This window comes from Bacteroides bouchesdurhonensis (genome assembly GCF_900155865.1).
GTDB lineage: Bacteria > Bacteroidota > Bacteroidia > Bacteroidales > Bacteroidaceae > Bacteroides > Bacteroides bouchesdurhonensis.
In genome coordinates this window covers 4,831,935-4,857,741 of the sequence record NZ_LT707006.1, presented here as the reverse complement: position 1 = coordinate 4,857,741, position 25,807 = coordinate 4,831,935, and the positions used below count along the sequence as shown (strand labels likewise).

Annotated in this window: 15 protein-coding genes, 2 tRNA genes and 1 pseudogene; 13 read left to right on the top strand and 5 right to left on the bottom strand. The window is 38.6% G+C overall.

What is annotated here, in order from left to right; genetic code table 11:
* The first annotated feature begins 20 nt into the window (after positions 1 to 20).
* From CZ225_RS20965 to CZ225_RS20945, 5 genes are all read left to right on the top strand, one after another.
* Positions 21 to 1,751: an OstA-like protein gene (locus CZ225_RS20965; RefSeq protein ID WP_077155358.1), complete on the top strand. Its 1,731-nt coding sequence runs from the start codon at positions 21 to 23 to the stop codon at positions 1,749 to 1,751.
* A 1-nt stretch (position 1,752) separates the two neighbouring features.
* Positions 1,753 to 2,055 (top strand): hypothetical protein, encoded by a 303-nt coding sequence (locus CZ225_RS20960; RefSeq protein WP_077155357.1) that lies wholly within the window; start codon positions 1,753 to 1,755, stop codon positions 2,053 to 2,055.
* A gap of 88 nt (positions 2,056 to 2,143) precedes the next feature.
* Positions 2,144 to 4,045 carry a DNA mismatch repair endonuclease MutL gene (gene mutL, locus CZ225_RS20955; RefSeq protein WP_077155356.1) on the top strand — a complete coding sequence of 634 codons (1,902 nt, stop codon included), beginning with the start codon at positions 2,144 to 2,146 and terminating at the stop codon, positions 4,043 to 4,045.
* Between the two features lie 103 nt (positions 4,046 to 4,148).
* Positions 4,149 to 5,336 (top strand): OmpA family protein, encoded by a 1,188-nt coding sequence (locus tag CZ225_RS20950; protein WP_077155355.1) that lies wholly within the window; start codon positions 4,149 to 4,151, stop codon positions 5,334 to 5,336.
* Positions 5,337 to 5,533: 197 nt separating this feature from the next.
* Entirely contained in the window at positions 5,534 to 7,843 is a 2,310-nt protein-coding gene (locus CZ225_RS20945) for a DUF2339 domain-containing protein (RefSeq protein ID WP_077155354.1), read from the top strand.
* A gap of 91 nt (positions 7,844 to 7,934) precedes the next feature.
* On the opposite strand, the gene trpS is transcribed toward CZ225_RS20945, so the two are convergent.
* The 3 genes from trpS to CZ225_RS20930 form a co-directional block, all read right to left on the bottom strand.
* Positions 7,935 to 9,032 (bottom strand): tryptophan--tRNA ligase, encoded by a 1,098-nt coding sequence (gene trpS, locus CZ225_RS20940; protein ID WP_077155353.1) that lies wholly within the window; start codon positions 9,030 to 9,032, stop codon positions 7,935 to 7,937.
* 167 nt (positions 9,033 to 9,199) lie between these two features.
* Entirely contained in the window at positions 9,200 to 11,386 is a 2,187-nt protein-coding gene (locus CZ225_RS20935; RefSeq protein ID WP_077155352.1) for a glycosyl hydrolase, read from the bottom strand.
* Between the two features lie 1,016 nt (positions 11,387 to 12,402).
* Positions 12,403 to 13,686, bottom strand: a complete 1,284-nt coding sequence (locus CZ225_RS20930) for a 3-keto-disaccharide hydrolase (RefSeq protein ID WP_077155351.1) — start codon at positions 13,684 to 13,686, stop codon at positions 12,403 to 12,405.
* 510 nt (positions 13,687 to 14,196) lie between these two features.
* Here CZ225_RS20930 and carB point away from each other — a divergent pair.
* A complete protein-coding gene (carB, locus tag CZ225_RS20920) occupies positions 14,197 to 17,418 on the top strand; it encodes a carbamoyl-phosphate synthase (glutamine-hydrolyzing) large subunit (RefSeq protein ID WP_077155350.1) in 3,222 nt (1,073 codons plus the stop codon).
* Positions 17,419 to 17,574: 156 nt separating this feature from the next.
* Here the strand turns inward: carB and CZ225_RS20915 are convergent, their stop codons facing one another.
* Entirely contained in the window at positions 17,575 to 19,899 is a 2,325-nt protein-coding gene (locus CZ225_RS20915) for a PAS domain-containing hybrid sensor histidine kinase/response regulator (protein WP_077155349.1), read from the bottom strand.
* A gap of 109 nt (positions 19,900 to 20,008) precedes the next feature.
* Between CZ225_RS20915 and yaaA the strand changes: the two genes are divergently transcribed.
* Positions 20,009 to 20,782 (top strand): peroxide stress protein YaaA, encoded by a 774-nt coding sequence (gene yaaA / locus CZ225_RS20910; RefSeq protein WP_077155348.1) that lies wholly within the window; start codon positions 20,009 to 20,011, stop codon positions 20,780 to 20,782.
* A gap of 4 nt (positions 20,783 to 20,786) precedes the next feature.
* Positions 20,787 to 21,344, top strand: coding sequence for a sugar O-acetyltransferase (locus CZ225_RS20905; RefSeq protein WP_077155922.1), 558 nt, complete (start codon positions 20,787 to 20,789; stop codon positions 21,342 to 21,344).
* Between the two features lie 310 nt (positions 21,345 to 21,654).
* On the opposite strand, the gene CZ225_RS20895 is transcribed toward CZ225_RS20905, so the two are convergent.
* A complete protein-coding gene (locus CZ225_RS20895; protein ID WP_077155346.1) occupies positions 21,655 to 22,023 on the bottom strand; it encodes a carboxypeptidase-like regulatory domain-containing protein in 369 nt (122 codons plus the stop codon).
* Between the two features lie 229 nt (positions 22,024 to 22,252).
* Here CZ225_RS20895 and CZ225_RS20890 point away from each other — a divergent pair.
* The 5 genes and pseudogenes from CZ225_RS20890 (at position 22,253) to CZ225_RS20875 (ending at position 25,794) form a co-directional block, all read left to right on the top strand.
* Positions 22,253 to 22,327, top strand: a tRNA-Val gene (locus tag CZ225_RS20890).
* 33 nt (positions 22,328 to 22,360) lie between these two features.
* A tRNA-Val gene (locus tag CZ225_RS20885) sits at positions 22,361 to 22,435 on the top strand.
* Positions 22,436 to 22,585: 150 nt separating this feature from the next.
* Positions 22,586 to 22,696, top strand: a pseudogene (locus tag CZ225_RS24975) (ISAon1 family transposase N-terminal region protein); the annotation flags it as partial.
* Positions 22,697 to 22,923: 227 nt separating this feature from the next.
* On the top strand, positions 22,924 to 24,270 hold the full coding sequence (gene purB / locus CZ225_RS20880) for an adenylosuccinate lyase (RefSeq protein WP_077155345.1): 1,347 nt from the start codon (positions 22,924 to 22,926) through the stop codon (positions 24,268 to 24,270).
* A gap of 72 nt (positions 24,271 to 24,342) precedes the next feature.
* Positions 24,343 to 25,794, top strand: a complete 1,452-nt coding sequence (locus CZ225_RS20875; RefSeq protein ID WP_077155344.1) for a pseudouridine synthase — start codon at positions 24,343 to 24,345, stop codon at positions 25,792 to 25,794.
* Positions 25,795 to 25,807 lie beyond the last annotated feature (13 nt).

Here is a 25,807-nt window from a genome sequence, read left to right as displayed (position 1 = left end):
GTTAAACAGCTTGATTTTATATGCTGAAACAAAATAAGAAAAAACAACAATCAAACAGGCATAGATGGCTTCTTATAGGCTTTCTATGCCTGTTTGGTGTATGCCTCGTGGCTCAGGTGAGACCTACTGAACCGAGATTAAATTCTGTAGATCCTACAATGAAGGTGGATAAAGATACGTCTAAAGTAACCCAAACAGCGGATCAGCAAAAGCAGAAAAAGAAAACAAAAGTCTATTTGTTACATAGTGATGAAGCACAGGCTGACAAGCTGATTCATCCGGATGTACAGATCTTGATTGGTCATGTGAAGTTTCGTCACGACAGTATGTATATGGATTGTGACAGTGCATTACTTTATGAAAAGACTAATTCTTTTGAAGCATTTGGCAATGTGAAGATGCGACAAGGTGATACTTTATTTATTGATGGAGATTATCTTTTTTATGACGGACAAACGCAAATAGCCCAGCTTCGTGAGAATGTGAAGATGATGAATCGAAATACAACTCTGCTGACTGACAGTTTGAACTATGATCGTCTTTACGATCTTGGATATTACTTTGAAGGTGGAACATTGATGGATGAAGAAAATGTGCTGACCTCGGATTGGGGAGAATATAGTCCGGCTACCAAGCAATCGGTATTCAACCATGACGTAAAATTGGTGAATCCTAAATTTGTATTGACATCTGATACGTTACGGTACAATACTTTTTCCAAAGTGGCAAATATACTTGGTCCGTCTAATATTGTAAGTGATAATAATCATATTTACTCAGAACGAGGCTTCTATAACACATTGAGTGAACAGGCTGAGTTACTGGACCGTTCCATATTGACGAATCAAGGTAAGAAATTAATTGGTGACAGTCTGTTTTATGATAGAAAAGCAGGTTACGGTGAAGCATTTGATAACGTTCGGATGACCGACAGTATTAATAAGAATATACTGACAGGAGATTATTGTTTCTATAATGAACTGACTGATTCAGCTTTTGCTACTAAACGTGCTGTTGCAATCGACTATTCTCAGGGGGATAGTTTGTTTCTGCATGGAGATACATTGCAGGTCGTATCTTACAATTTGAATACGGATTCCTTATATCGATTAATGAAAGCCTATCATAAAGTGCGTATGTATCGTATAGATGTGCAAGGTGTTTGTGACTCATTGGTATATAATTCGAAAGATTCGTGTTTGACCATGTATCGTGATCCGATTCTTTGGAATGAGGGACAACAATTGCTTGGTGAGGAGATTAAAATTTATATGAATGATAGTACCATTAATTGGGTGCATATTATCAATCAGACATTGACAGTAGAAATGAAAGACTCTATTCATTATAATCAAGTAGCTGGGAAAGAAATGAAGGCATATTTTATTGATGGGGATATGCGTCATATTGAAGTGATTGGTAATGTTCAAACAGCTTTCTATCCGGAAGAGAAAGATAGCACAATGACTGGATTTAACACTTCGGAAGGAAGTTTGCTTCATCTCTTTTTGAAAGAAAGGAAGATGGAGAAAGGTAAATTTGATGGTAAGTCGAATGGAACTATGTATCCAATGGATCAGATACCACCTGATAAGTTACGTCTGCCCACATTTGCTTGGTTCGATTATATTCGCCCGTTGAGTAAAGAAGATATATTCAATTGGAGAAGTAAGAAAGCAGGAAAGTCCTTGAAACCGACTATTGACAGGAGACCGAAAACTGATAAACGAAACTTAATTAATATGAAGTAATATGGGAATGTTTTTCAATTCAATGAGAAAACCTCGTAGGTTTAATCATCAATATATCTATGTTGATGAGCGGAAAGAGAAACTTGCCAAGATGGAAGAAAAGGCAAAACGTGATTTGGGAATGCTTCCTGAAAAAGAGTTTAATCCAGAAGACATTCGTGGGAAGTTTGTAGAGGGAACTACGCACCTGAGACGAAAAAAAGCTAGTGGACGCAAGCCGGTTTCTTTTGGGATCATATTGCTAATTATAGCTTTCCTATTGTTTGTGTGGCATTATTTACATACGGGAAGTTGGTCGTTTTAATATGAAGAATTAAAAATGAAGAATTGAGGTTTACATTATGGTTATACGACATTCTTCATTTTTACTATATACCTATTAAATAATAAGTATGAGCGATATAATACATTTATTGCCTGATTCAGTGGCTAATCAGATTGCTGCAGGTGAAGTGATACAGCGTCCGGCATCTGTTATCAAGGAGTTAGTAGAAAATGCAATTGATGCAGATGCGCAAAATATACATGTGTTGGTAATGGATGCAGGTAAGACTTCAATTCAGATTGTTGATGACGGGAAAGGGATGTCAGAAACTGATGCACGACTTGCTTTTGAACGTCATGCAACCTCTAAAATACGGGAGGCATCTGATTTATTTACCTTGCGTACAATGGGATTTCGTGGGGAGGCATTGGCATCTATTGCAGCTGTGGCTCAAATTGAATTGAAAACACGTCTTGAATCGGAAGAGTTGGGTACTAAACTGGTTATTGCTGGCTCTAAAGTTGAGAGTCAGGAAGCCATTTCCTGCTCCAAAGGAAGTAACTTCTCAATAAAAAACCTCTTTTTTAATATTCCTGCGCGGCGTAAATTCCTAAAAGCTAATTCTACAGAGCTAAGTAATATTCTGGCGGAGTTTGAGCGAATCGCTTTGGTACATCCTGAAGTTGCTTTCTCATTATATAGTAATGATTCAGAATTATTTAATTTGCCTGTATCTCCTTTACGGCAACGTATTATGGCTATTTTTGGCAAAAAGCTTAATCAGCAATTGCTAAATGTAGAGGTGAATACTACCATGGCAAAGATAACAGGGTATGTTGCTAAACCAGAAACAGCCCGTAAGAAAGGGGCACATCAATATTTCTTTGTCAATGGACGTTATATGCGTCACCCTTACTTTCACAAGGCGGTGATGGAGGCTTATGAACAATTGATTCCAGCCGGTGAACAAGTTTCTTATTTTATATACTTTGAAGTAGACCCGGCTAATATTGATGTGAATATCCATCCGACTAAGACCGAAATTAAGTTTGAGAATGAACAGGCCATTTGGCAAATTCTTTCGGCGGCAGTTAAAGAGTCATTAGGAAAGTTCAGTGCTATTCCTTCTATTGATTTTGATACGGAAGATATGCCTGAAATTCCCGCATTTGAACAAAATTTACCTCCTGTACCTCCCAAAGTACATTATGATTCAAATTACAATCCATTCAAAACTTCTATTGGAAGTAGTAATGGCGGATCATATAATCGTCCAAAGGTAGAGTGGGAAGGATTGTATAGCGGTTTGACAAAGGCTAGCAAGATGAATGAATCTCAGCTGGAACCAGAAATGGATTGGGATGAACCATCTTCTACAGAAACCTTAATGAATGCTGAAGAAAATACCGCTTCAACTGTATCTGTTGTATCATCCGCATTGTACGCTGATGAGCCTGTGATAGAGAAAGGAAATCTACATTTGCAGTTCAAAGGACGGTTTATTCTGACTTCAGTGAAATCGGGATTGATGTTGATTGATCAACATCGGGCACATATTCGTGTACTATTTGATCGTTATTTGGTACAGATCCGTCAAAAGCTAGGAGTTTCTCAAGGAGTGCTTTTTCCTGAGATCTTGCAATTGCCTGCTTCGGAGTCTGCTGTCTTACAAAGTATCATGGATGACTTATCGGCTGTAGGGTTCGATTTGAGCAATTTAGGAGGGGGAAGTTATGCAATTAATGGCATTCCTGCGGGAGTTGAAGGGTTAAATCCGGTAGAATTGGTACGTAATATGCTACATACAGCTATGGAAAAAGGGAGTGATGTCAAAGAGGAAATCCAAAACATTTTAGCTTTAACATTAGCTCGTGCTGCCGCCATTGTTTATGGCCAAGTGCTGAGTAATGATGAAATGATAAGCCTGGTAGACAGCCTTTTCGCCTGTCCTTCACCGAATTATACTCCGGATGGGAAAACTGTTTTGACAACCATTAAGGAGGAAGATATTGAAAGATTATTCAAATAAAACAAATAAAATCATCTTTTCTTAAAACCTTTTAGTTCTGTTCGTGTTATTTAAATAGTTCAACAAAGAAAAGAATATAATAACCACTTAACTATTAAGGTATATGAAAAAGATTCTGATGTTGCTGGCTTTTGCCGGCGTTGCGTCTGTCGCTTCTGCGCAGCAGACTATGACCGTAACTGAATACGAAGTAATTCAGGTACAAGATAAATATCAAGTATTAACGAACCCGTTCTGGAGTAACTGGTTCTTTTCTGTGGGAGGTGGTGCCCAGGTTCTGTTTGGTAATGATGATCATATTGGTAAGTTCAGGGACCGTGTTGCTCCTACATTGAATGTTTCACTTGGTAAATGGTTTACTCCAGGCTTGGGACTACGTATGCAATACAGTGGATTGCAGGCAAAAGGATTCACTACCAGTGAGACTGCAGAATATGTAGTCGGTGGTCCAAGAGAGGACGGATCGTATAAACAAAGATGGGACTACATGAATTTGCATGGTGATATCTTATTTAATCTGAATGCTTTGTTCGGTGGTTACAATCCTAATCGTGTATATGAAATCATACCTTATATTGGTGCTGGTTTTACCCATTCATACTCAAGGCCTCATGTACATGCTGCTACTTTCAATGCTGGTATCATCAACCGCTTCCGTTTGTCAAATGCTCTTGATTTGAATCTGGAATTAAGTGCTACAGGTATGGAAGGTAAGTTTGATGGTGAACGTGGAGGTAAACGTGATTATGATGGCATGCTTGGTGCTACTCTTGGTTTAACTTATTATTTCCCGAACCGTGGATTCCAACGTCCTGTTCCTCAGATTATTTCTGAGATCGAACTGCAGCAAATGCGTAATCAGATGAATGCAATGGCAGCTGCTAACATGGATTTGCAACAGCAGTTGGCTAATGCACAGCAACCGGTTGAAGTAGAAGAAACTGAAGAGGTTGTTGTAACTGATGCCAATATTGCTCCTCGTACTGTATTCTTTAAGATCGGTTCATACAAGTTGTCTCCACAAGAAGAAATGAACTTGTCATACCTTGTTAGCAAGATGAAAGAATTCCCGAATACTAAATATACGATTAATGGATATGCGGACTCTGCTACAGGTACCCCATCTATCAATCAAAAATTGAGCTTGGAACGTGCGCAAGCTGTTAAAGATCTGTTAGTTAAAAAATATGGTATTTCTGCCGATAGATTGTCTATCGCTGCCGGTGGTGGTGTTGATAAGTTTGGTCAGCCGATTTTGAATCGTGTAGTATTGGTAGAATCTAGCAATTGATATTGAATTAATTAAAATATTGTAGTCGTTAAATTGGCCCCGTTTGCGTTAAATTGCAAATGGGGCTATTTATTTATATATCTATGGTATATAGTTGTTGGCTAATTTAGGTCTTTATTTTAGATTGTAGTCCTGACATAATACTTTTTCATTTAATATTTTTATATTTGTTTTATCTAACTCAAATATAAGATACTATGGAAGATTTTGGTTCAATATGCCCACTACTTGCTATAATTTTGTTTATTGTTATATTGCGTAAGCTTGATAACCGTTTTGGGAAAGTAGAAAAAGAACTGGATGAGATTAAGAAACGCATGGATACATATCTTAAAACTCAGCAGAAGGTAACCGTTAAGGAAGAAAAAGTGCAGGAGCATTCTTCAATGGAGGCAGTAGAAAATGTACCGATTCTCCCTGAAATGCAAGAAGAGCTATTAGCAGTGGAAGAGCCGTTAAGAGAAGAAATATTAATCGAAGAATTGGTTGAAGAAGAACGGGAAGTGGTTCAGGAAGATGTCAAGCGTAAGATTGTGGAAGAAGTCTTGCCAATTGCTCCCAAACGTAAGAATGTCAATTATGAGAAGTTTATTGGCGAGAATCTTTTTGGAAAAATAGGTATACTTATCTTTGTGATAGGTGTTGGCTTTTTTGTGAAGTATGCGATTGATAAAGATTGGATAAATGAGATTTTCCGTACTATTCTCGGTTTCTTAACAGGTGCTGCATTGTTAGTAGTCGCCGCACGTTTACAAAAGAAATACCGTACATTTAGTTCGTTGCTTGCAGGAGGTGCATTCGCAGTCTTCTATCTTACAGTAGCTATTGCGTTCCATTATTACCACCTTTTCTCTCAGACGTTAGCATTTATTATTTTAGTTGGAGTTACAGTTTTTATGTCTGTTCTGTCCACCATATACGACCGGCGTGAATTGGCTATCATTTCACTTGTCGGAGGCTTCTTAGCACCTTTTATCGTAAGTAGCGGGGAAGGAAGTTATATGGTGTTGTTTACGTATTTGAGTATTCTGAATTTAGGAATGTTCTGGCTTTCCGTATATAAAAAATGGGGGGAACTTCCGGTCGTCTCCTTTGTCTTTACCTATTTGGTGATGGGAATATACCTTTTGACAGGTTATGATTATAATTCTACTGTAGTATCCGGGCATTTGTTTCTGTTTGCCACCCTATTCTATTTTATATTTCTATTACCCATCCTGTCAATACTTCAAGTGAAAACCAAGAAGATGAGTAAGGTTTTGGTATTTGCTGTTATAACGAATAATTTCGTTTATCTACTTTTAGGAATTTTGCTTTTGCAGCATATGGAACTGCCTTTCAAGTCAGAAGGCCTGCTAAGCTTATTTATTGCTATCGTCAATTTGGTTTTAGTTATTTGGTTGTGGAAAAGTAAAAAAGATTCTCGATACCTTTTTTATACCATGTTGGGACTTGTTCTGACCTTTGTATCTATTACTGTGCCCCTTCAGTTAGATGGAAACCTTATCACGCTATGTTGGGCTTCCGAAATGGTACTGTTACTTTGGTTGTACGCCAAATCGAAAATCAGGGTATATGAGCGTGGAACTTTTATACTCGTATGCCTTACTCTGATCTCTTTTTTAGTGGATGTATTTAAAGTGCCGATAGATGATCCCATCGGAATAATTTTCTTGAATAGTACTTTCGCTACATCTATATTTGTTGGATTGGCAATGGGTACGTTTGCATTGTTAATGGAGCAATATCGGGACTTTTTCTCTACAGCCCGTCTTTTAAACTATACTCCCTGGAATGCTATGATGTTTCTTTTGTCCGTAGCCATTCTATACTATACCTTCATGGAAGAGTTTTACTTGTATTTTGATGGAACCACGAGAAGCGGTGCTATGTTACTGTTTACTTCAGTAGCAATTGGACTCCTTTGTTATGCTTTCAGAAAACGATTCCCTATGAAAAGGAATATGTTTCTTTATATATCGGCTATAGGAATAAACGTATTTGTATATATACTAAATATTTGGTGCGAACAGTGGCAGAATATGACTTTATGCCCTTCTTTGTTGCGATGGTGTACAGTGTCATTTGTCATTGCTAACCTTAGTTATGTTGCACGACATTATTATGTAACTGTCGCTGAGTTAAAGGTTGGCTTTACGATCTATTTAAATATACTTGCTACACTTCTCTGGGTGACAATTGTACGTTTCTTCCTTTGGCAAATCGAAATTGAAGAATTTAGTGCCGGATTCTCATTATCTTTAAGTATTGCCGGATTTGTTCAGATGGGACTTGGTATGCGTTTCCACCAAAAAGTATTGCGAATGATAAGTCTTGCTACTTTTGGAATAGTCTTATTTAAACTTGTCTTTATTGATTTGTGGGCAATGCCTACAATAGGTAAGATTATAGTATTTATTATTCTCGGACTAATATTGTTGGTACTATCCTTCCTTTACCAGAAATTAAAAGATGTGCTTTTTAAGAATGATGAAGATGTTCCTTAAAAGTAAACTGCCCCAAAGTTGATTCTGACTTTTAGGGGCAGTTTTAATGAAAGTATACCCTTTCTTATTTTGTTTACTCTTTACAAACTTTTTATTCCTGACCAGCGAAACGTTTTACTTGTTCTGCAATCAATTCCGCATCGTCAAAATAATTAATCTTCATTGCTTTCTTTACATCCGATAACGTATCTGCAGCGGCAGCTCTTGCTACATCACAACCATTCTTCAACATTTCATAAACAGCTGGAATATCTTTACTGAACTCTTTGCGGCGATTACGAATCGGTTCAAGTATTTCCTGCATAATAGCATTCAGGAAACGTTTTACTTTCACATCACCTAGTCCACCACGTTGGTAATGAGCCTTCAGTTCAGCCAAATTCGGATAATCCGGCAGATAAAGTTCAAAATGTTCCGGACGGCAGAAAGCGTCTAAGTAAGTAAATACTGTATTACCTTCAATCTTTCCCGGGTCCTGTACGCGGAGGTGTCCCGGATCGGTATACATACTCATGATTTTCTTTTGGATCTCATCTGCACTTTCCGACAGATAGATGCAGTTACCTAAAGATTTGCTCATTTTCGCTTTACCATCAGTTCCCGGCAGACGTAGACAAGCTGCATTGTCCGGCAATAGAATTTCCGGTTCTACAAGAGTTTCGCCATAAATATAATTGAAACGACGCACAATCTCACGAGCCTGTTCAAGCATTGGTTCCTGATCTTCGCCTACAGGAACAGTTGTTGCACGAAAAGCTGTGATATCAGCCGCCTGACTGATAGGGTAAGTGAAGAAACCTACCGGTATACTAGTCTCGAAGTTACGCATCTGAATCTCGGTCTTTACAGTCGGGTTACGTTGTAAGCGTGATACAGTAACGAGGTCCATAAAGTAGAAACTGAGTTCACACAGTTCCGGTATTTGAGATTGTATAAAGATAGTAGCTTTAGTAGGGTCCAGTCCGCAAGCAAGATAGTCAAGAGCGACTTCAATCACATTCTGGCGCACCTTTTCGGGATTGTCTATATTGTCGGTCAATGCTTGTGCATCGGCGATGAATACAAACATTTTGCTGTAATCGCCTGCATCTTGTAGTTCAACTCTGCGTTTCAGTGAACCAACATAATGTCCTATGTGGAGTCTTCCGGTAGGACGGTCACCCGTCAATATAATCTTTTCTTTGCTCATTGCTATATATTTAATATGGAGACGCAAAGATAGTTAGAAACCACAAAAGATACAAATAAAATGAGTTTTCTTAGTTGGCACTATTACGCATTTTGTTGTTTATTTTTTGTTTGCATCAAAATGAATATTCAGTTGAAAAACGATTGATAGATGAGTTTTCTGTTTCTTCATTGTTCTATCAGGAATGCAGACGAGTTTCCATCCAGTGATAATGTCAATACAGTAACTTCCGTTTTATTTTTTGTCTGGTGAGTGAAAGGTATTTCACTCGTCTCCCCTGTGTGTGGATTGAATAGGACCGGATGTATTTTACCTTTAAGTACTATTTCCGAATTACGTGGAGATTTACTTAAATTGGCAAAGTAATATACTGAACGGTTGTCATAAATTTTATGTATATAGTTCAATGGTTGCTGGTTTACGAAGTCTACGTCGAAAGTAACATTGCATAAATCCAGTATTCTTTTTACGGTTTCCGATGAAGGGCTTTGGATAAAAAAAACTTTCCCTCTTCCTTTGGGGGTATGTAATATGCGGTTAATTGTATTTTTAACTCTCTCGTTTTGACCGAACTCTACGGATTGTTCCGGTAGTTGAGTTGTAAATAATATGCATCCACCGGCATTATAAAACTTTTCTATTATCTTTAAATTGGCTACTGATATTGTTTTCATGCTGGGGACAATCAGTATGCTATATTTTTCGTTATTGATTTTATTATTGAGAACTAACTTACTGTCTTTTATCCGGCATTTGTTGTTGATAACTTCCGGATGCAAATAGGTGAAATCTTTACCTAAACTATCTGTCAATATGGTAGATATATGTGTATAATCTACATTCGGTATTTCTACTCCTCCTTCATAATGTCCTTTAGCACCATCCAGATAGTGTTCTGATCGCAAAGATTCAATCGGGTAGATCATTGCAATATCAGCTATATGCCTGCCGGATCTGGCCAAAACATAATTTAAACGTGAGAGAAACTGATTGAAAGTCGGTAGTTCTTTGTTATAAAGAGGATTACGATAAGACAGTTCGGGTAAGAACGTCACAGACTGATCATTATACCATACAGCATGAGGGATCAAGTGATTGATTCCTTTTGTATACTGCTCCATTGCAATCCGGTAGAGTGTTTCTACAGATATATTACCCATCGCCCCATACGTTTCGGACATGACGAATGCTTTATCCCAGTTCTGAGCTGAGGAAGACACTACTTTATAGAATTGTTCCGTAGGTCGCCCACCTCCTATTTTATCTATCCCCGGGATACCCATATATTTACCACACAACATCAAATCTCCTGAGACACTTACAGGATTAAGAATCTCTTCCTGATCTTGATGTCCCGTAGATTGGATACCATGCTCTTCAGACCACTCTTGGATAGTTTTCATAAAACCTTCCGCATATAGTTGTGAACGAAATCCGAATAAGTAATTACGTGCAGCAGCAGTCTCTTCACCTATATTGTACCACAGTGCCGGATATAACAATTCAGGTGAGAACCCATAGCGTTTGATAAATTTGTCGTTATAGTCATTCGTCCATATTCTTCCTCCTGCCCTGTACATGGTAGGTTCGTCAAAGAAGGTAGTTGTGATGGTTTTGCCAAAAGCATCAGGAAAATGTTTATAATAAATTTCATGTGTCTCATTTATGAACAATTTTACGGCCTCCGGCGATAAGTAATCCACATTAGGATCACCGTCTTTTACACAGACAAAAAAGAACACTTTCCATGCTCCTTGCGGAACAGTCCAATTTACTTTTCCATTTTGAATTTGCTTTCTTAGCGATATTCGTTTGAAGGTGACAGTATCCATTGCCATTACTGCCATTAACTTGCCTTGTGGAATCTGCTGACTGAAACGCTCTCCTGGAGATACGGAGTATTCTACTTTATCCAGTCTTTTGATGGTAGCCTCCGGATATTTATTCATAAAACGTGGAGTGTCGTCTCCATTAATTGCTCCCATGCTTCCACTGGGAAAGCCGTATTCATCATAAAGAGATAACTGTGCCTTTACTTTCTCAGCTTCTTTTATCGCTTTTCCGTAAAGTGTGAAATATTCATCCGAAAGATATTGAGGTTGGAATCCGTTTCCAAACGGAAGAATCGCACAACCTCCATATCCGTCTTTTGTTATCATCTGCTGAAATTGTATTTGCAGTTCATTTTCTTCAATAGTACTGTTATTCCAGAACCAAAGAGGTACAGGACGATAATTGATAGGAGGATTTTTGAACTCATCTGCCGTGATTTGAGCATTTACTGGATTGATATGACAACAACCTAATAATAGGAAAGTAGTGAATAAAGATATACTAAGTAAGTGTTTCATCATGATTTAATATGTATTGTGGTAACAAAAGTATTCTTTTTTAGTGATTAATCATTGTAAATAATAGAGATAATTTTAGATGAATGAATAAAGAATATAATTTTCTTGTATTATTGGGTACTTAATTACAATTTGAACTTAGGTTTTCTTTCTATGAGTTTTTAATCGTACTTTCTATTGTCATTTGTCACTTTTTAAAGATAAGATCCTTATAATATGATGTTTAGTGGTGATAATAGTCGGTGATAATAAGGTGATAATAGGACTATTTAAGCAAACTATTATCACTCTTTTATTTTCTATGTCTTATTTAAGACATTGATTTACAGTGAATAAAATCGTAATAAGTAACTGTGTATCCAAATGTTAAAAATGACATTATCTACCATTAATTTGTATTCTGACGCGAATTACCACGTTTGGTTCTCGTTGAAAACCCAATTTTACTCTTATGATGTCACTTGTTTGTTGGTGATTTGATGGGTTTTACCTCAAAATATCGCGTGTAATAGTAGAAACGTAAGTAGACTTAATATGTAGACAAGGTTTTATTAGTATATTTTGTTGGGTATATACTTTTGTTTCATGTACGTGAAACGTTTGGACTACGTACATGAACCGAATAGATCACGTACGTGAACCGATGGGTCCATGTACGTGAAACGATCTATTAACGGTGGAAAAAGACATTAATGCAGCGTGTAGAATAACTAAATAAACGGTTTGAATACTGTTATTACAGCTTTTTTCATAGATTGTGATGTGCTGTTTGTTTCTTGGGAGACTATTAAATTCGATAATTTAAAGTAAATAAGATATAGTCATATAGCAGTAATATGTTCAAAGTACTTGTTTGGTATCATAAATGTTTTGGAAAAGACTCTTTGAACTCTTGTGTAAAAAGGGTAAATAGATTAGTCTCGAATAAAAAAATAGCTCTTGAACTGAGATGTCCCGTTCAAGAGCTATTTCATTCTCTTCCTTGCCTGTTTCAACAGAGCAAGGAGGAAGGGTGTTTTTTATAAAGTTTTTAATTTTAGATTTCTCCAAAGAACCTTGATACCACCACCATCATGTATCTGTAAAGCGATACGCCCTTGTCCGGCACCAATCTTTTCGTCGTCGATATTGACCATCTCCTGACCATTTAACCAAGTTTGTACATTGTTGCCTTGTACTTTAATACGCATAGTATTCCAGTCATCTTCTTTCAGAATATTTTCCTTTTCATCCGGAATTTGTACTAGCCAACCGCGTCCATACGACTCATAAATCCCCCCTGTATCATGACCTTTCGGAGCTACTTCAACCTGCCATCCGTTTACTTTCACGCCTTCTTCAATGAAAGACCGGATAAATACACCTGAGTTACCATCTGCTTCCTGTTTGAATTCCACTGTCAAATCAAAATCATCATAGTAATCACGTGTAGCCAGGTATCCGTATTGTTTGTCCGGACCGCTTTCGCAAACCAACAAACCATCTTTTACATACCAAAGTTCTGTTCCGTATGCTTCCCAACCTTTCAGATCAGTACCGTTGAATAAATCAACTTCTTTCGATTTCCGGGGAAGTTCTTTGATCTTGAGATTGCGGAAAGAGGCGGGATAACCATGGTCTTGTAAGCAAAGTACCCCTTTTTTAGCCAAACCATATTCTGGAGCGTTAGCCCATTTCCCACTATTTTTCTTTGCATACCAATCGTCTGTCCAAGCTTCAAATTCCAATATCTTTTCTCCGTTTAGCCAATGTTCCACATGACCGTTGTCGAATACGATTTTTGAATTGTTCCATTCTCCTTGCGGATTGACTTTCATTTTGGATTGGTCAGGCAAATGCATTGCATAGTCTACACCTAACTTTTGCCATTCTTCGAGTGGCTCCGGGAAGTTTGGTTCGTCGATCAGTTGATACTCTGGACCTGTAACATAGGGTACGGCAAATTGCGGACGTTCTACTACATGATATAACATTCCACTGTTTCCACCTTTTGAAAGTTTCCAATCCCAGGAAAGTTCAAAATTCTCATATTGTTTATCTGTTACGATATATCCGCTGGCATCACTACCGTCACCTTTCGCTTGAATGCATCCATCCACTACGTGCCAAGGTTGAGTCAGTGTTGTTCCATTGTAATCTTTCCAGCCGTTGAGAGTCTTCCCGTCGAAAAGAAGTTGCCAGCCATCGGCTATTTCTTCGGGGGTTAGTACGTTCTGTTTTGTTTCGCAAGAGCTAAACAAAACCAATGTAATCGCGCATGTCGCGAGTAGTCCTGTAGTTGCTTTAGTTATTACTACTTTCATGGTTTTAGAATAAGATTGGGTTAATATTTGATCTAAGATCGTTTCAATTTCCAAATGTACGTGATAATTTTTAGATTCCCATGCAAGAAGATAAAATAATGAAAATTTGCTATACATAGAGGAGTATGGAGAAGCTAAACATTTGTAGAAATGACATAATTGCTTGACCATTCATGAGATTGGAAATAGATCGTATCATGTTCTACATGAATTAAAAGTCTAACAATCCATTCATAGAAAGATTTTATAAAAAAATAAATATTTCTTTTTGCTATGTCCAAAATATGTCGTTACTTTGCACAAATTTTGAAGACAAAATGAATCAACAGGAAATTAGAAGTAAGTATTATCTCCATTCGGATGCATTTCATCCGGAATCGGTCAGCTTCTTCTCTTTATCCCAAAAACGATATTTTAGTTCTTTGGTAATGCGTTAATCCTTTTTTGAGGGTAACGCATTTTTTTTATGAACGAACTTAGAAATAACAACTTATTATAACAACAAAAGAAATGGAAAAGGAAATCAAGAAAGTCCTCGTTTTGGGTTCTGGAGCACTCAAGATCGGACAAGCCGGAGAATTCGATTACTCAGGCTCACAAGCACTGAAAGCTTTGAAAGAAGAAGGTATCAGCTCGGTACTGGTAAACCCGAACATCGCAACTATTCAGACTTCCGAAGGAATTGCTGATAAAGTGTATTTCCTTCCCGTTACTACTTATTTTGTAGAGGAGATTATCAAGAAAGAACGTCCGGACGGCATTTTGCTGGCTTTTGGTGGACAAACTGCTTTGAACTGTGGTGCGGAATTGTACACGCAAGGTATCCTTGATAACTACGGTGTGAAAGTATTGGGAACTTCAGTGGAAGCAATCATGTATACTGAAGACCGTGATTTGTTCGTTAAGAAACTGAACGAGATTGATATGAAGACTCCGGTGAGCCAGGCTGTAGAAAACATGGAAGATGCTATTGCTGCTGCTCGCAGAATTGGTTATCCTGTCATGGTACGTTCGGCTTATGCATTGGGAGGTCTTGGTAGCGGTATCTGTGCTAACGAAGAGGAATTCTTGAAATTGGCTGAAAGTTCGTTTACTTTCTCTAAGCAGATCCTGGTAGAAGAATCTTTGAAAGGTTGGAAAGAAATCGAATTTGAAGTGATTCGTGATGCTAACGATCATTGCTTCACTGTAGCCAGCATGGAAAACTTTGACCCGCTGGGTATACATACAGGTGAGTCAATCGTTGTAGCTCCTACTTGTTCGTTGGACGATAAGGAATTGGCTTTGCTTAAGGAACTTTCTACCAAATGTATTCGTCACTTAGGTATTGTCGGTGAATGTAACATCCAGTACGCATTCAATTCTGAGACAGATGATTATCGTGTGATCGAAGTAAATGCCCGTTTGAGCCGTTCTTCTGCTTTGGCTTCTAAAGCTACCGGATATCCCTTGGCATTTGTTGCTGCAAAGGTTGCTTTAGGTTATACTCTTGATCAGATCGGTGAAATGGGTACTCCAAACTCAGCTTATGTGGCTCCGCAGCTTGATTACTATATCTGTAAGATTCCTCGTTGGGACTTGACGAAGTTTGCCGGTGTATCTCGTGAAATCGGTTCAAGTATGAAGTCGGTAGGTGAGATTATGTCTATTGGACATTCTTTTGAAGAAATTATCCAGAAGGGACTTCGTATGATCGGTCAGGGAATGCATGGCTTCGTTGGTAACGACGATTTGCATTTTGATGATCTTGATCGCGAACTTTCTCGTCCGACAGACTTGCGTGTTTTTGCTATCGCACAGGCTTTGGAAGAAGGATATACTATCGAACGTATCCACGAACTGACAAAGATCGATCCTTGGTTCCTTGGCAAACTGAAAAATATTGTTGATTACAAAGCAAAGCTTTCTACTTATAATAAGGTAGAAGATATTCCGGCTGATGTGATGCGCGAAGCTAAGGTTTTAGGTTTCTCTGATTTCCAGATTGCACGTTTCGTATTGAATCCGGTAGGTAATATGGAAAAAGAAAACCTGGCAGTGCGTGCACATCGTAAAGCATTAGGCATTCTTCCGGCTGTGAAACGCATCAATACGGTTGCTTCCGAACATCCGGAACTGACTAACTATCTGTATATGACTTATGCAGTAGAAGGTTATGATGTGAATTATTACAAAAATGAAAAATCAGTAGTTGTTTTAGGTTCAGGTGCTTATCGTATTGGTAGCTCGGTAGAATTTGACTGGTGTTCTGTGAATGCTGTACAGACTGCTCGCAAATTGGGCTATAAGTCTATCATGATCAACTACAATCCTGAAACAGTATCTACTGACTATGATATGTGTGACCGTCTGTACTTTGACGAACTTTCATTCGAACGTGTGCTCGACGTGATCGATTTGGAACAACCGCGCGGTGTGATCGTATCTGTAGGTGGACAGATCCCCAACAACTTGGCAATGAAACTTTATCGCCAGTCTGTTCCGGTATTAGGAACTTCTCCGGTATCTATCGATCGTGCAGAAAACCGTAACAAGTTCTCTGCTATGCTTGACCAACTTGGTATCGACCAGCCGGCTTGGCAGGAATTGACCAGCCTTCAAGACGTGAAAGGCTTCGTTGATAAAGTTGGCTATCCGGTATTGGTTCGTCCTTCTTATGTTCTTTCGGGAGCTGCAATGAATGTTTGCTACGATGATGAAGAATTGGAAAACTTCCTGAAGATGGCTGCTGAAGTTTCTAAAGAATATCCGGTTGTTGTTTCTCAGTTCCTTGAAAATACAAAAGAAATTGAATTTGATGCTGTCGCTCAAAACGGTGAAGTGGTAGAATATGCGATCTCTGAACATGTCGAATTTGCCGGAGTACACTCTGGTGATGCAACATTAGTATTCCCGGCTCAGAAGATTTACTTTGCAACTGCACGTCGTATCAAGAAGATCAGCCGTCAGATTGCAAAAGAGTTAAATATTTCCGGTCCGTTCAATATTCAGTTCTTGGCTCGTAATAACGAAGTAAAGGTTATTGAATGTAACTTGCGTGCTTCTCGTAGCTTCCCGTTTGTATCTAAAGTACTGAAACGTAACTTTATCGAAACAGCTACCCGTATCATGTTGGATGCACCTTATACTCGTCCTGATAAATCAGCTTTTGATATTGACTGGATCGGTGTAAAAGCTTCTCAATTCTCTTTCTCACGTTTGCACAAGGCTGACCCCGTATTAGGCGTAGATATGTCATCTACAGGAGAGGTTGGTTGTATTGGTGATGACTTTTCTGAAGCTTTGCTTAATTCAATGATTGCTACCGGATTTAAGATTCCTGAAAAAGCAGTCATGTTCTCTTCGGGTGCAATGAAATCGAAAGTTGATTTATTGGATGCAAGCCGTATGTTGTTTGCGAAAGGTTATCAGATTTATGCAACTTCCGGGACTGCCGCATTCTTGAATGCTCATGGCGTTGAGACTACTCCGGTTTATTGGCCGGATGAGAAAATGGGTGCTGAAGATAATGTAATGAAGATGATTGCAGATCATAAGTTCGACTTGATAGTCAATATTCCCAAAAATCACAGTAAGCGCGAATTGACGAATGGTTATCGTATCCGTCGTGGCGCAATCGATCATAACATTCCTTTGATTACCAATGCTCGTTTGGCAAGTGCTTTTATCGAAGCATTTTGTGAATTGAAGTTGAGCGATATTCAGATAAAGAGCTGGCAAGAATATAAATAAAGTCTGTTATCTGAGGATATGTGGACCGAGGCTGTCCGGAAAGTTACTGTATACTATCTTTTGTCATCCTGAGTGTAGTTGAAACTCCCCGTTATCGGGAGGAGAACAATGTGCTGAATGACAAAACGATCAGGTTTACAGACTTTTCGGATAGTCTCAATTTTTATTCAGTGGTAACTCTGCCCAGAATGTGGAACCTTCGTTTGGCTTCGAATTAACTCCGATTGTACCTCCTTGTGCATCTACTATTGCTTTGCAAATCGAGAGTCCCAACCCGGTACCTTGCGCAAAATCGTTTAATTTCTCAAAGCGCCCGAATACTTTGGCGGTATTTTCTTCCGAGATGCCGATGCCTGTATCCGAACAATATATTCTTAAAAGATCATTGCAAATAGCATATCCTATTTCAATAGAACCTTCGCGGGTGAATTTGATTGCATTATTGACAAAGTTAGTGAGGATTTGAGTCAAACGGTTTTTATCCAAATTAACAATGTAGCTTTGATATGGAGTATTGCAGCGGAAGGTGACTTTGTCATTCATCTTTTGCTTATAAAGAGTTGCCATCTCTTCAAAAAGCTGAGTGATGTCAAACTCTCTGTTTGCCAAATCAACATAACCTGCTTCTATTTTGGAGAGATCGAGAATGTCACCTATTAGCGTTAAAAGTAAATTGTTATTAGTGGAGATGATCTTCCAGTATTCAGCACTTTCTTCCTTATCGACAGTGTTATGAAGGAGTTCGGAGAAACCGACAATGGCATTGAGAGGGGTACGGATTTCATGGCTCATGTTGGCTAGGAAGGCTGATTTTAATTTATCCGATTGTTCAGCTTTGTCTCTTGCCAGTTTTAATTGCTCATTAGAAGCAAGTGCTTCGTTTCTTGTTGCTTCCAATTCATTCTGAATCTGTTTGCGTTGAGTAATATCATCAATTCGTAGTATGACTCCTTCTACTTCGTTTTGTTCGTTCAGAATAGGATTAGCATAAATTTCTAATGTTTTACCAAGAATAGAATATTCAGAGTGTTCTACATTTTTAGATTCCATAGCTCTCATCATAGCGCATCCTTGACAGGGAGAATCTGAGTCTTTAGCACTTTTATAACATAGCTTTCCCGCTTCATAGTATCGTTTCCCGTTAGACTGTTCTGGGAAAATGAAAGATACATTTTCCCAGATAACCTTGTAGTCTGCAGATATATAGACTAATCCGGAATTGATATTATTCAAGATCAGTGTATTTTGCTGATTGATTCTTTTAAGTTTTTCTGTTAACTTATACCACTCTGTAACATCTTTTTGTGTACCGGTAAGATGTGTTATTTTTCCATTCTTTTTTTTCGGAATGATCTGGCTTTCATAATAGCGGTATTTACCATCTTCTGACAAGTAACGAAATACAGCTATTCCTTTTTCTTTTTCTCCACGGACTATAGAGGAAAATAAGTCTTGTTGCATTTGTTGGTCGTCAGGATGTAATATTTTCAAGTTGTCTTCTTGGGAAATACCAGTACCGGCAAGTGTATTGCCCAGAATGGTATAATACATTTTCTTGTGAATGTCAAACATCCAAGCAGCCATATCTCCCGCATCCAAGGCTAAACTCAAATTCTGGTAAGCTTCTTGAAGTTCCTGATTTTTTCTTTCATAGTTTGTTGCGTCGGATATGAGCAACATAATAGCTTGAACCTTGCCGGATTTATCTTTTATTTTTCTAGTCTTGCAGTTTAGGTAGATTGTAGTTTCTGGTAATCCAGTGTTGAAATAATTAGTTTGGGAAACAGTTTGAAGACTGTATTCAATACTTGCTTCTGTGATATCGTTATTTCGGATTTTTTCCTTTAAATGTTCGGAGATTATTGGGTCTTCGAACAAATTAATATGTTTAGCTAAATGAGCTTCAACATCTTCTACTCCAAAAATAGAAGCTAATGCCGGATTGATAAATTGCTGGTAACCATCTTTATCGTATATGGCTAGTCCGATGGGAAGTGCTTCCGTGATAATCTCTTTTTCACGATAAAGTTGTTCGTATCTTAGATTAAGGTCTTCGGTAACCTCTAGAGTTGAGACAATAGTTCCTTCAATCTCCCCTTTTTCATTTATTATAGGTGTGATCTTATTTTGTATTCTGACTTTTCCGGAACGTTTACCATCGGGGTAATAGTTTTCCTTTTTAAGCAAATCGAGGTCATAATTGAAGTTGCAAGTACAGGTACGGTATCTGTCAGCTTCATTTTTTATTTGTGATTTGTAGTTAGGATTATCGTACAGACAGATACGGCTTTTTAATAGATGTTCTTTATCGGCACATCCATAGATTTGTAGGGCTGTTTCGTTTATATCAACCAGAATTCCGTTTTTATCGTAATATTCTAGCCCTATCGGAGCTTTGTTGAAAATAGTGCCATAATCTAACACTGTTTTTTTTGTTTGTAGATCGCTGTTGCTCTCAATGTTTGCTTTTTGTGCTATCATAATCTTGTTTATAAGATGATGTTGAACTCTCTTTTTTTATCAGATACGAACAAAGATACAATAAAATAATTTATATTTGTTTCTTAAATGATAAAAATAGATAGATCAGATGATTGTATTATTATCTTGTGCTAAAACAATGAGTGGTTTGTCTAAGATAACCACCCCATTTGGAACAACGCCACGTTTTCGGCAGGAGGCTTCTGAGATAGCTCTTCAGATGTCGCAGTTCTCTGTGGAAGACTTGGAAAGACTTTTGCGGGTGAATTCGAAGATAGCTGTCGAGAACTATAAACGATATCAGGCTTTTCACGCAGAGGGAACTTCAGAATTGCCTGCTCTTTTGGCTTATAAAGGAATTGTGTTTAAGCGTTTGAATCTGCAAGACTTTTCGGTGGAGGAATTTTTTTATGCGCAAGAACATTTGCGGCTGACATCTTTTTGTTATGGACTGTTGCGTCCATTGGATATGATTCATCCATACAGGTTGGAGGGAGACGCTGTGTTACCCGAATTGGGCACTCAAAATATTTTTGCTTATTGGCGATCTCGGTTGACAGATGTGTTTATAGATGACATAAAGAAGACTGGGGGAATACTTTGTAATTTGGCTAGTGACGAGATGAAGGGATTATTCGATTGGAGACGGATAGAAAAAGAGGTTCGGGTGGTAACTCCCGAGTTTCATGTATGGAAGAACGGGAAGCCGGCTACAATTGTTGTATATACTAAAATGTCTCGCGGGGAAATGACGCGCTTCATTTTAAAAAACAGGATAGAGGACCCGGAAGAATTAAAAAGTTTCTCGTGGGAAGGGTTCGAATTTGATGAATCTCTCTCGAATGAGAAAAGCTATATGTTTATTAATGGTAAAGAAGGGTGAGAAAATGACAGAAGTAGAAAAAATGCGTAACTGCCAGTTGGCTGATATGTCGGTACCCGAGTTGCAGGCAAGTTTTAAACGAGCTAAAAAGTTATTAGCTCAAATGAGAGGATTGTGTACATATGATGAGGAATATAGAGAGTTATTGGAGGAACTGATTCCCGGGATTCCACAGACCTCGATTGTTTGTCCGCCTTTTCATTGTGACCACGGAGATGGAATTCAGTTGGGTGAGCACGTATTTGTGAATGCTAATTGTACATTTTTGGATGGTGGATATATTACGATAGGTGCCCATACATTAGTCGGACCTTGTGTGCAGATCTATACTCCTCATCATCCGATGGATTATCTGGAACGTCGTGGCTCGAAAGAATATGCTTATCCGGTAACAATAGGTGAGGACTGTTGGATAGGTGGCGGAGCGATTATATGTCCTGGGGTGACGATTGGAAGCCGTTGCGTAATTGGAGCGGGGAGTGTTATCACAAAAGATATTCCTGATGACAGTGTTGCGGTGGGAAATCCTGCTCACATTATCCGTAAGAAAGATGAGATCTGAGTATCCGGGAAATTTATTTCCCGGATTTTAGTGTGCCTGCACTGTTGTCTTCGTTGTGAATCCTCCTTTGGGCTGATTCATATTTCCGTCCAAAGTTCAGATTCCATGCAAATTTGAATGCAAAGAAACCGGAGCTTTCTTTGAAATAGCCCCAGTTTCTTGAAGAAGCTATAGAACTAAAATTTTCTGTTCCTACTTTATAATTATTGCTAAATGGATTTAGCCCCATTAATCCGACATTGAATTGCTTATAGCGATAAGTAATTCCCAAAGCGTGATAATTCTCTCCGTAAGTGAGAGTGATTTTCGATCAGGGTGATTGATGAACAGGAGTGGCTGTAATGATGATTTCCTGCAATGTAATGGTTGCGGAATCGATCGAAATAATACCTAAATCAAGTGTTTTAGTGAGATTCTCTACATTTATTTGCTGTGTTTGATAACCTAATCCCGAAATTTGCAATAAATAATCTCCTTTAGATGAGTTACTTATATTAAACTGTCCCTGTTGGTCAGTAATACCTCCAGAAATAAAAATAGAATCTTTAGTCTGTAAAATGACATTCGCAAATTCTACGGGCTTTTTCTCCGAAACAATTCTTCCCTTTAACTGTAAATTTTGCGCAATAAGTAGTGTGCACAGGCATAGAAATGCTGTGATATTAATAAATCGTTTCATGTTTTATTATTTAATGGAGAGAAAGAGTCGCGATTGTCTTTTTCTTAATTCTGTTTATAAGACGGTTAAAGGGAGGTAAATGTTGCAAGAAAAAAACTTTATTTATTATTTATTGATAATCAATGAGTTCCTTTTTCTGACAGAAAAGTTCTTGAAAAATAATCCAGCAAATATTTGCAGGTTTCGAAAAAAGCCGTACCTTTGCATCGCTTTTGAAACGGAAGTGTAAGGGCGTTTAGCTCAGCTGGTTCAGAGCATCTGCCTTACAAGCAGAGGGTCGGCGGTTCGAATCCGTCAACGCCCACATAAAACACAAGCACTTCCGGCTCATTAACAAGGGCGTTTAGCTCAGCTGGTTCAGAGCATCTGCCTTACAAGCAGAGGGTCGGCGGTTCGAATCCGTCAACGCCCACACTGGAAAAGAGTTTCGTAATCCTGTTACGGAACTCTTTTTTATTTATCTTTGCGTTTGGGATCAAGGGTCAACGTAAAACGGGGTCAACGTAAAAACCTGAGGGGTTAAATTTATAAATCGTTATCTTTGCCTCCCAATTAATTGATTATGGAATTAAACGGTTATCGCCTTCTTCTTCCTGAAGGCACTTTGGATTACTTTGACCTTGTTGATGTGAAGGAAAGCGTGAATGAAGTTGTCTTTTACCTTGAAGAGAAAAGGTGAAAATAAAATTGTTGTTTTTTAGCAATTGAATGAGAAGCCAAAAACAGAAGTAAAGACAGTGAAGGCTCCGGTTCTGATGAGTGAAAGTATAGATGGTGATGAGCAGCAAATACTGCTGTTCATTGTTTTTTAGTCACTTTTATAGAAACTTTACCCATCGTTTTAGCTTGTTAATCAGGAAAAAGAGTTAATTTTGCAGTCTGATATTTATCTAAAAACTTATGGAACTTGATGTATTAACGGCCATATCTCCAATTGATGGTCGATATAGAGGCAAAACTAAAGCTTTAGCAGCTTATTTCTCAGAATTCGCACTGATTAAATATCGTGTACAGGTAGAAGTGGAGTATTTTATTACTTTATGTGAGCTCCCGTTACCTCAGCTGAAAGGAATTGATAAAAGTGTTTTTGAAACCTTGAGGAATATTTATCGTAATTTCTCAGAAGTTGACGCACAACGTATTAAAGATATCGAAAGTGTGACTAACCACGATGTAAAGGCAGTAGAATACTTCCTAAAAGAAGAGTTTGATAAACTGGGGGGAATGGATGATTACAAGGAATTCATCCACTTCGGATTAACTTCTCAGGATATTAATAATACATCTGTTCCTCTTTCTATTAAGGAGGCTTTGGAGGAGATATACTATCCATTGGTGGAAGAACTGATTGCACAGTTGAAGAATTATGCAACAGAGTGGGCAAATATTCCTATGCTTGCTAAGACTCATGGACAGCCGGCTTCTCCGACTCGTCTGGGCAAGGAAGTTATGGTTTTTGTTTATCGCTTGGAACGTCAGTTGGCAACCTTGAAGGCTTGTCCGATTACTGCAAAATTTGGTGGTGCAACTGGCAACTATAATGCTCACCATGTAGCTTATCCTCAATATGACTGGAAAGAATTTGGTAATCGTTTCGTTGCTGAAAAACTAGGTTTGGAGCGTGAAGAATACACTACACAGATTTCTAATTATGATAACCTTTCTGCAATATTTGACGCAATGAAGCGTATCAATACTGTGATGGTGGATATGAATCGTGACTTCTGGCAGTATATTTCAATGGAATATTTTAAGCAGAAGATCAAAGCCGGAGAGGTGGGGTCAAGTGCTATGCCGCATAAGGTAAATCCTATTGATTTTGAAAATGCAGAAGGTAATCTGGGGATTGCAACCGCGATTTTGGAACATTTAGCGGTGAAGCTTCCGGTGTCACGTTTACAACGCGACTTGACGGATTCTACTGTGCTACGTAATGTAGGTACACCTTTTGGCCATATCGTTATTGCTATTCAGAGTTCCTTAAAAGGACTTCGTAAACTGTTGCTCAATGAACCTGCTATATATCGTGATTTGGACAATTGTTGGAGCGTAGTGGCTGAGGCTATACAAACCATTTTACGTCGCGAAGCTTATCCTCATCCGTATGAAGCTTTGAAGGCATTGACAAGAACGAATCAGGCAATTACTGAAAGTTCTATTAAAGAGTTTATTGAAGGTTTAAATGTAAACGAAGATATTAAAAAAGAGTTAAGAGCAATTACTCCGCATACTTATACGGGACTTTAATTGTTTACTATACAATAAACGTGTTTTTAAATCAGGCCGTGAGGCCAAAGTCTAATTTTATTCGAATAAACAATGAGCACAGAAAACGAAGAATGGCGCGAAAATTCTTTTAATGAAGAGAATACAGGTGCCGGCCGTGATGGTAACAGGTCTTACAACAGAGAAGGTGGAGAGCGTCCTTATCGTCCTTCTTACAATCGTGAAGGTGGTGATCGACCTTATCGTCCACGCTTTAATGCTAACAATGAAGGTGGTGAACGCCCGCAGCGTTCTTATGGTGACCGTCCTCAACGTCCTTCTTACAATCGTGAAGGTGGTGATCGTCCTTATCGTCCACGCTTTAATAACAATGGTGAAGGTAGTGAACGCCCGCAGCGTCCTTACACTGACCGTCCTTATGGTGATCGTCCACAGCGTCCTTCTTATAATCGTGAAGGTGGTGAACGTCCTTATCGCCCACGCTTTAATAATAATGGTGAAGGTGGTGAACGCCCGCAGCGTCCTTACAATCGTGAGGGAGGCGACCGCTCATATGGTGATCGTCCTTATCGTCCTCGTTTCAATAATGGTGAAGGTAGCGACCGTCCTCAGCGTCCTTACAATCGTGAGGGAGGTGACCGCTCATACGGTGATCGTCCTTATCGTCCTCGCTTCAATAATAATGGTGAAGGCGGCTATCGTCCACGTTTTAATAATGACCGACAAGGTGGTTACCGTCCGCGTCCACGTACTAATGACTATGATCCAAATGCTAAATATAGCAGAAAGAAACAAATTGAGTATAAAGAACAATTTATTGATCCGAACGAACCAATTCGTTTGAATAAATTTTTGGCGAATGCAGGTGTTTGTTCTCGTCGTGAGGCTGATGAGTTTATTACTGCCGGAGTGGTTTCTGTAAACGGTGAAGTAGTTACAGAATTAGGAACAAAGATTAAACGTGCAGATGTTGTGAAGTTTCATGATGAAACAGTTAGCATTGAACGTAAAGTATATGTATTGCTGAATAAACCGAAAGATACGGTAACAACTTCTGATGATCCTCAGGAACGTCGTACTGTGATGGATTTGGTAAAAGGTGCTTGTGCGGAACGTATCTATCCGGTGGGCCGTCTTGACCGTAATACGACAGGAGTATTGTTACTGACGAATGACGGGGATTTGGCTTCTAAGTTGACGCATCCGAAATTTCTGAAGAAGAAGATTTATCATGTTCATTTGGATAAGAATCTGACGAAAGCGGATATGGAACAGATTGCAGCGGGAATTCAATTGGAAGATGGTGAAATTCATGCAGATGAAATCAGCTATACAGATGAATTTAAGAAAAACCAAGTTGGTATCGAAATTCACTCAGGTAAGAACCGTATCGTTCGCCGTATATTCGAATCACTGGGATATAAAGTAATAAAACTCGACCGGGTATTCTTTGCCGGACTTACTAAGAAAGGTTTGCGCCGCGGAGACTGGCGTTACCTGACAGAGGTAGAAGTAAACTATCTCCGTATGGGAGCGTTTGAGTAATTTATAATATTGT

Coding starts and splice junctions, on each gene's coding strand:
- CZ225_RS20930 (WP_077155351.1), bottom strand. CDS start 13,686: ATGAAAGTAGTAATAACTAAAGCAACTACAGGACTACTCGCGACATGC.
- CZ225_RS20960 (WP_077155357.1), top strand. CDS start 1,753: ATGGGAATGTTTTTCAATTCAATGAGAAAACCTCGTAGGTTTAATCAT.
- carB (WP_077155350.1), top strand. CDS start 14,197: ATGGAAAAGGAAATCAAGAAAGTCCTCGTTTTGGGTTCTGGAGCACTC.
- CZ225_RS20945 (WP_077155354.1), top strand. CDS start 5,534: ATGGAAGATTTTGGTTCAATATGCCCACTACTTGCTATAATTTTGTTT.
- trpS (WP_077155353.1), bottom strand. CDS start 9,032: ATGAGCAAAGAAAAGATTATATTGACGGGTGACCGTCCTACCGGAAGA.
- CZ225_RS20950 (WP_077155355.1), top strand. CDS start 4,149: ATGAAAAAGATTCTGATGTTGCTGGCTTTTGCCGGCGTTGCGTCTGTC.
- CZ225_RS20895 (WP_077155346.1), bottom strand. CDS start 22,023: ATGAAACGATTTATTAATATCACAGCATTTCTATGCCTGTGCACACTA.
- yaaA (WP_077155348.1), top strand. CDS start 20,009: ATGATTGTATTATTATCTTGTGCTAAAACAATGAGTGGTTTGTCTAAG.
- purB (WP_077155345.1), top strand. CDS start 22,924: ATGGAACTTGATGTATTAACGGCCATATCTCCAATTGATGGTCGATAT.
- CZ225_RS20965 (WP_077155358.1), top strand. CDS start 21: ATGCTGAAACAAAATAAGAAAAAACAACAATCAAACAGGCATAGATGG.
- CZ225_RS20905 (WP_077155922.1), top strand. CDS start 20,787: ATGACAGAAGTAGAAAAAATGCGTAACTGCCAGTTGGCTGATATGTCG.
- CZ225_RS20935 (WP_077155352.1), bottom strand. CDS start 11,386: ATGATGAAACACTTACTTAGTATATCTTTATTCACTACTTTCCTATTA.
- CZ225_RS20875 (WP_077155344.1), top strand. CDS start 24,343: ATGAGCACAGAAAACGAAGAATGGCGCGAAAATTCTTTTAATGAAGAG.
- mutL (WP_077155356.1), top strand. CDS start 2,144: ATGAGCGATATAATACATTTATTGCCTGATTCAGTGGCTAATCAGATT.
- CZ225_RS20915 (WP_077155349.1), bottom strand. CDS start 19,899: ATGATAGCACAAAAAGCAAACATTGAGAGCAACAGCGATCTACAAACA.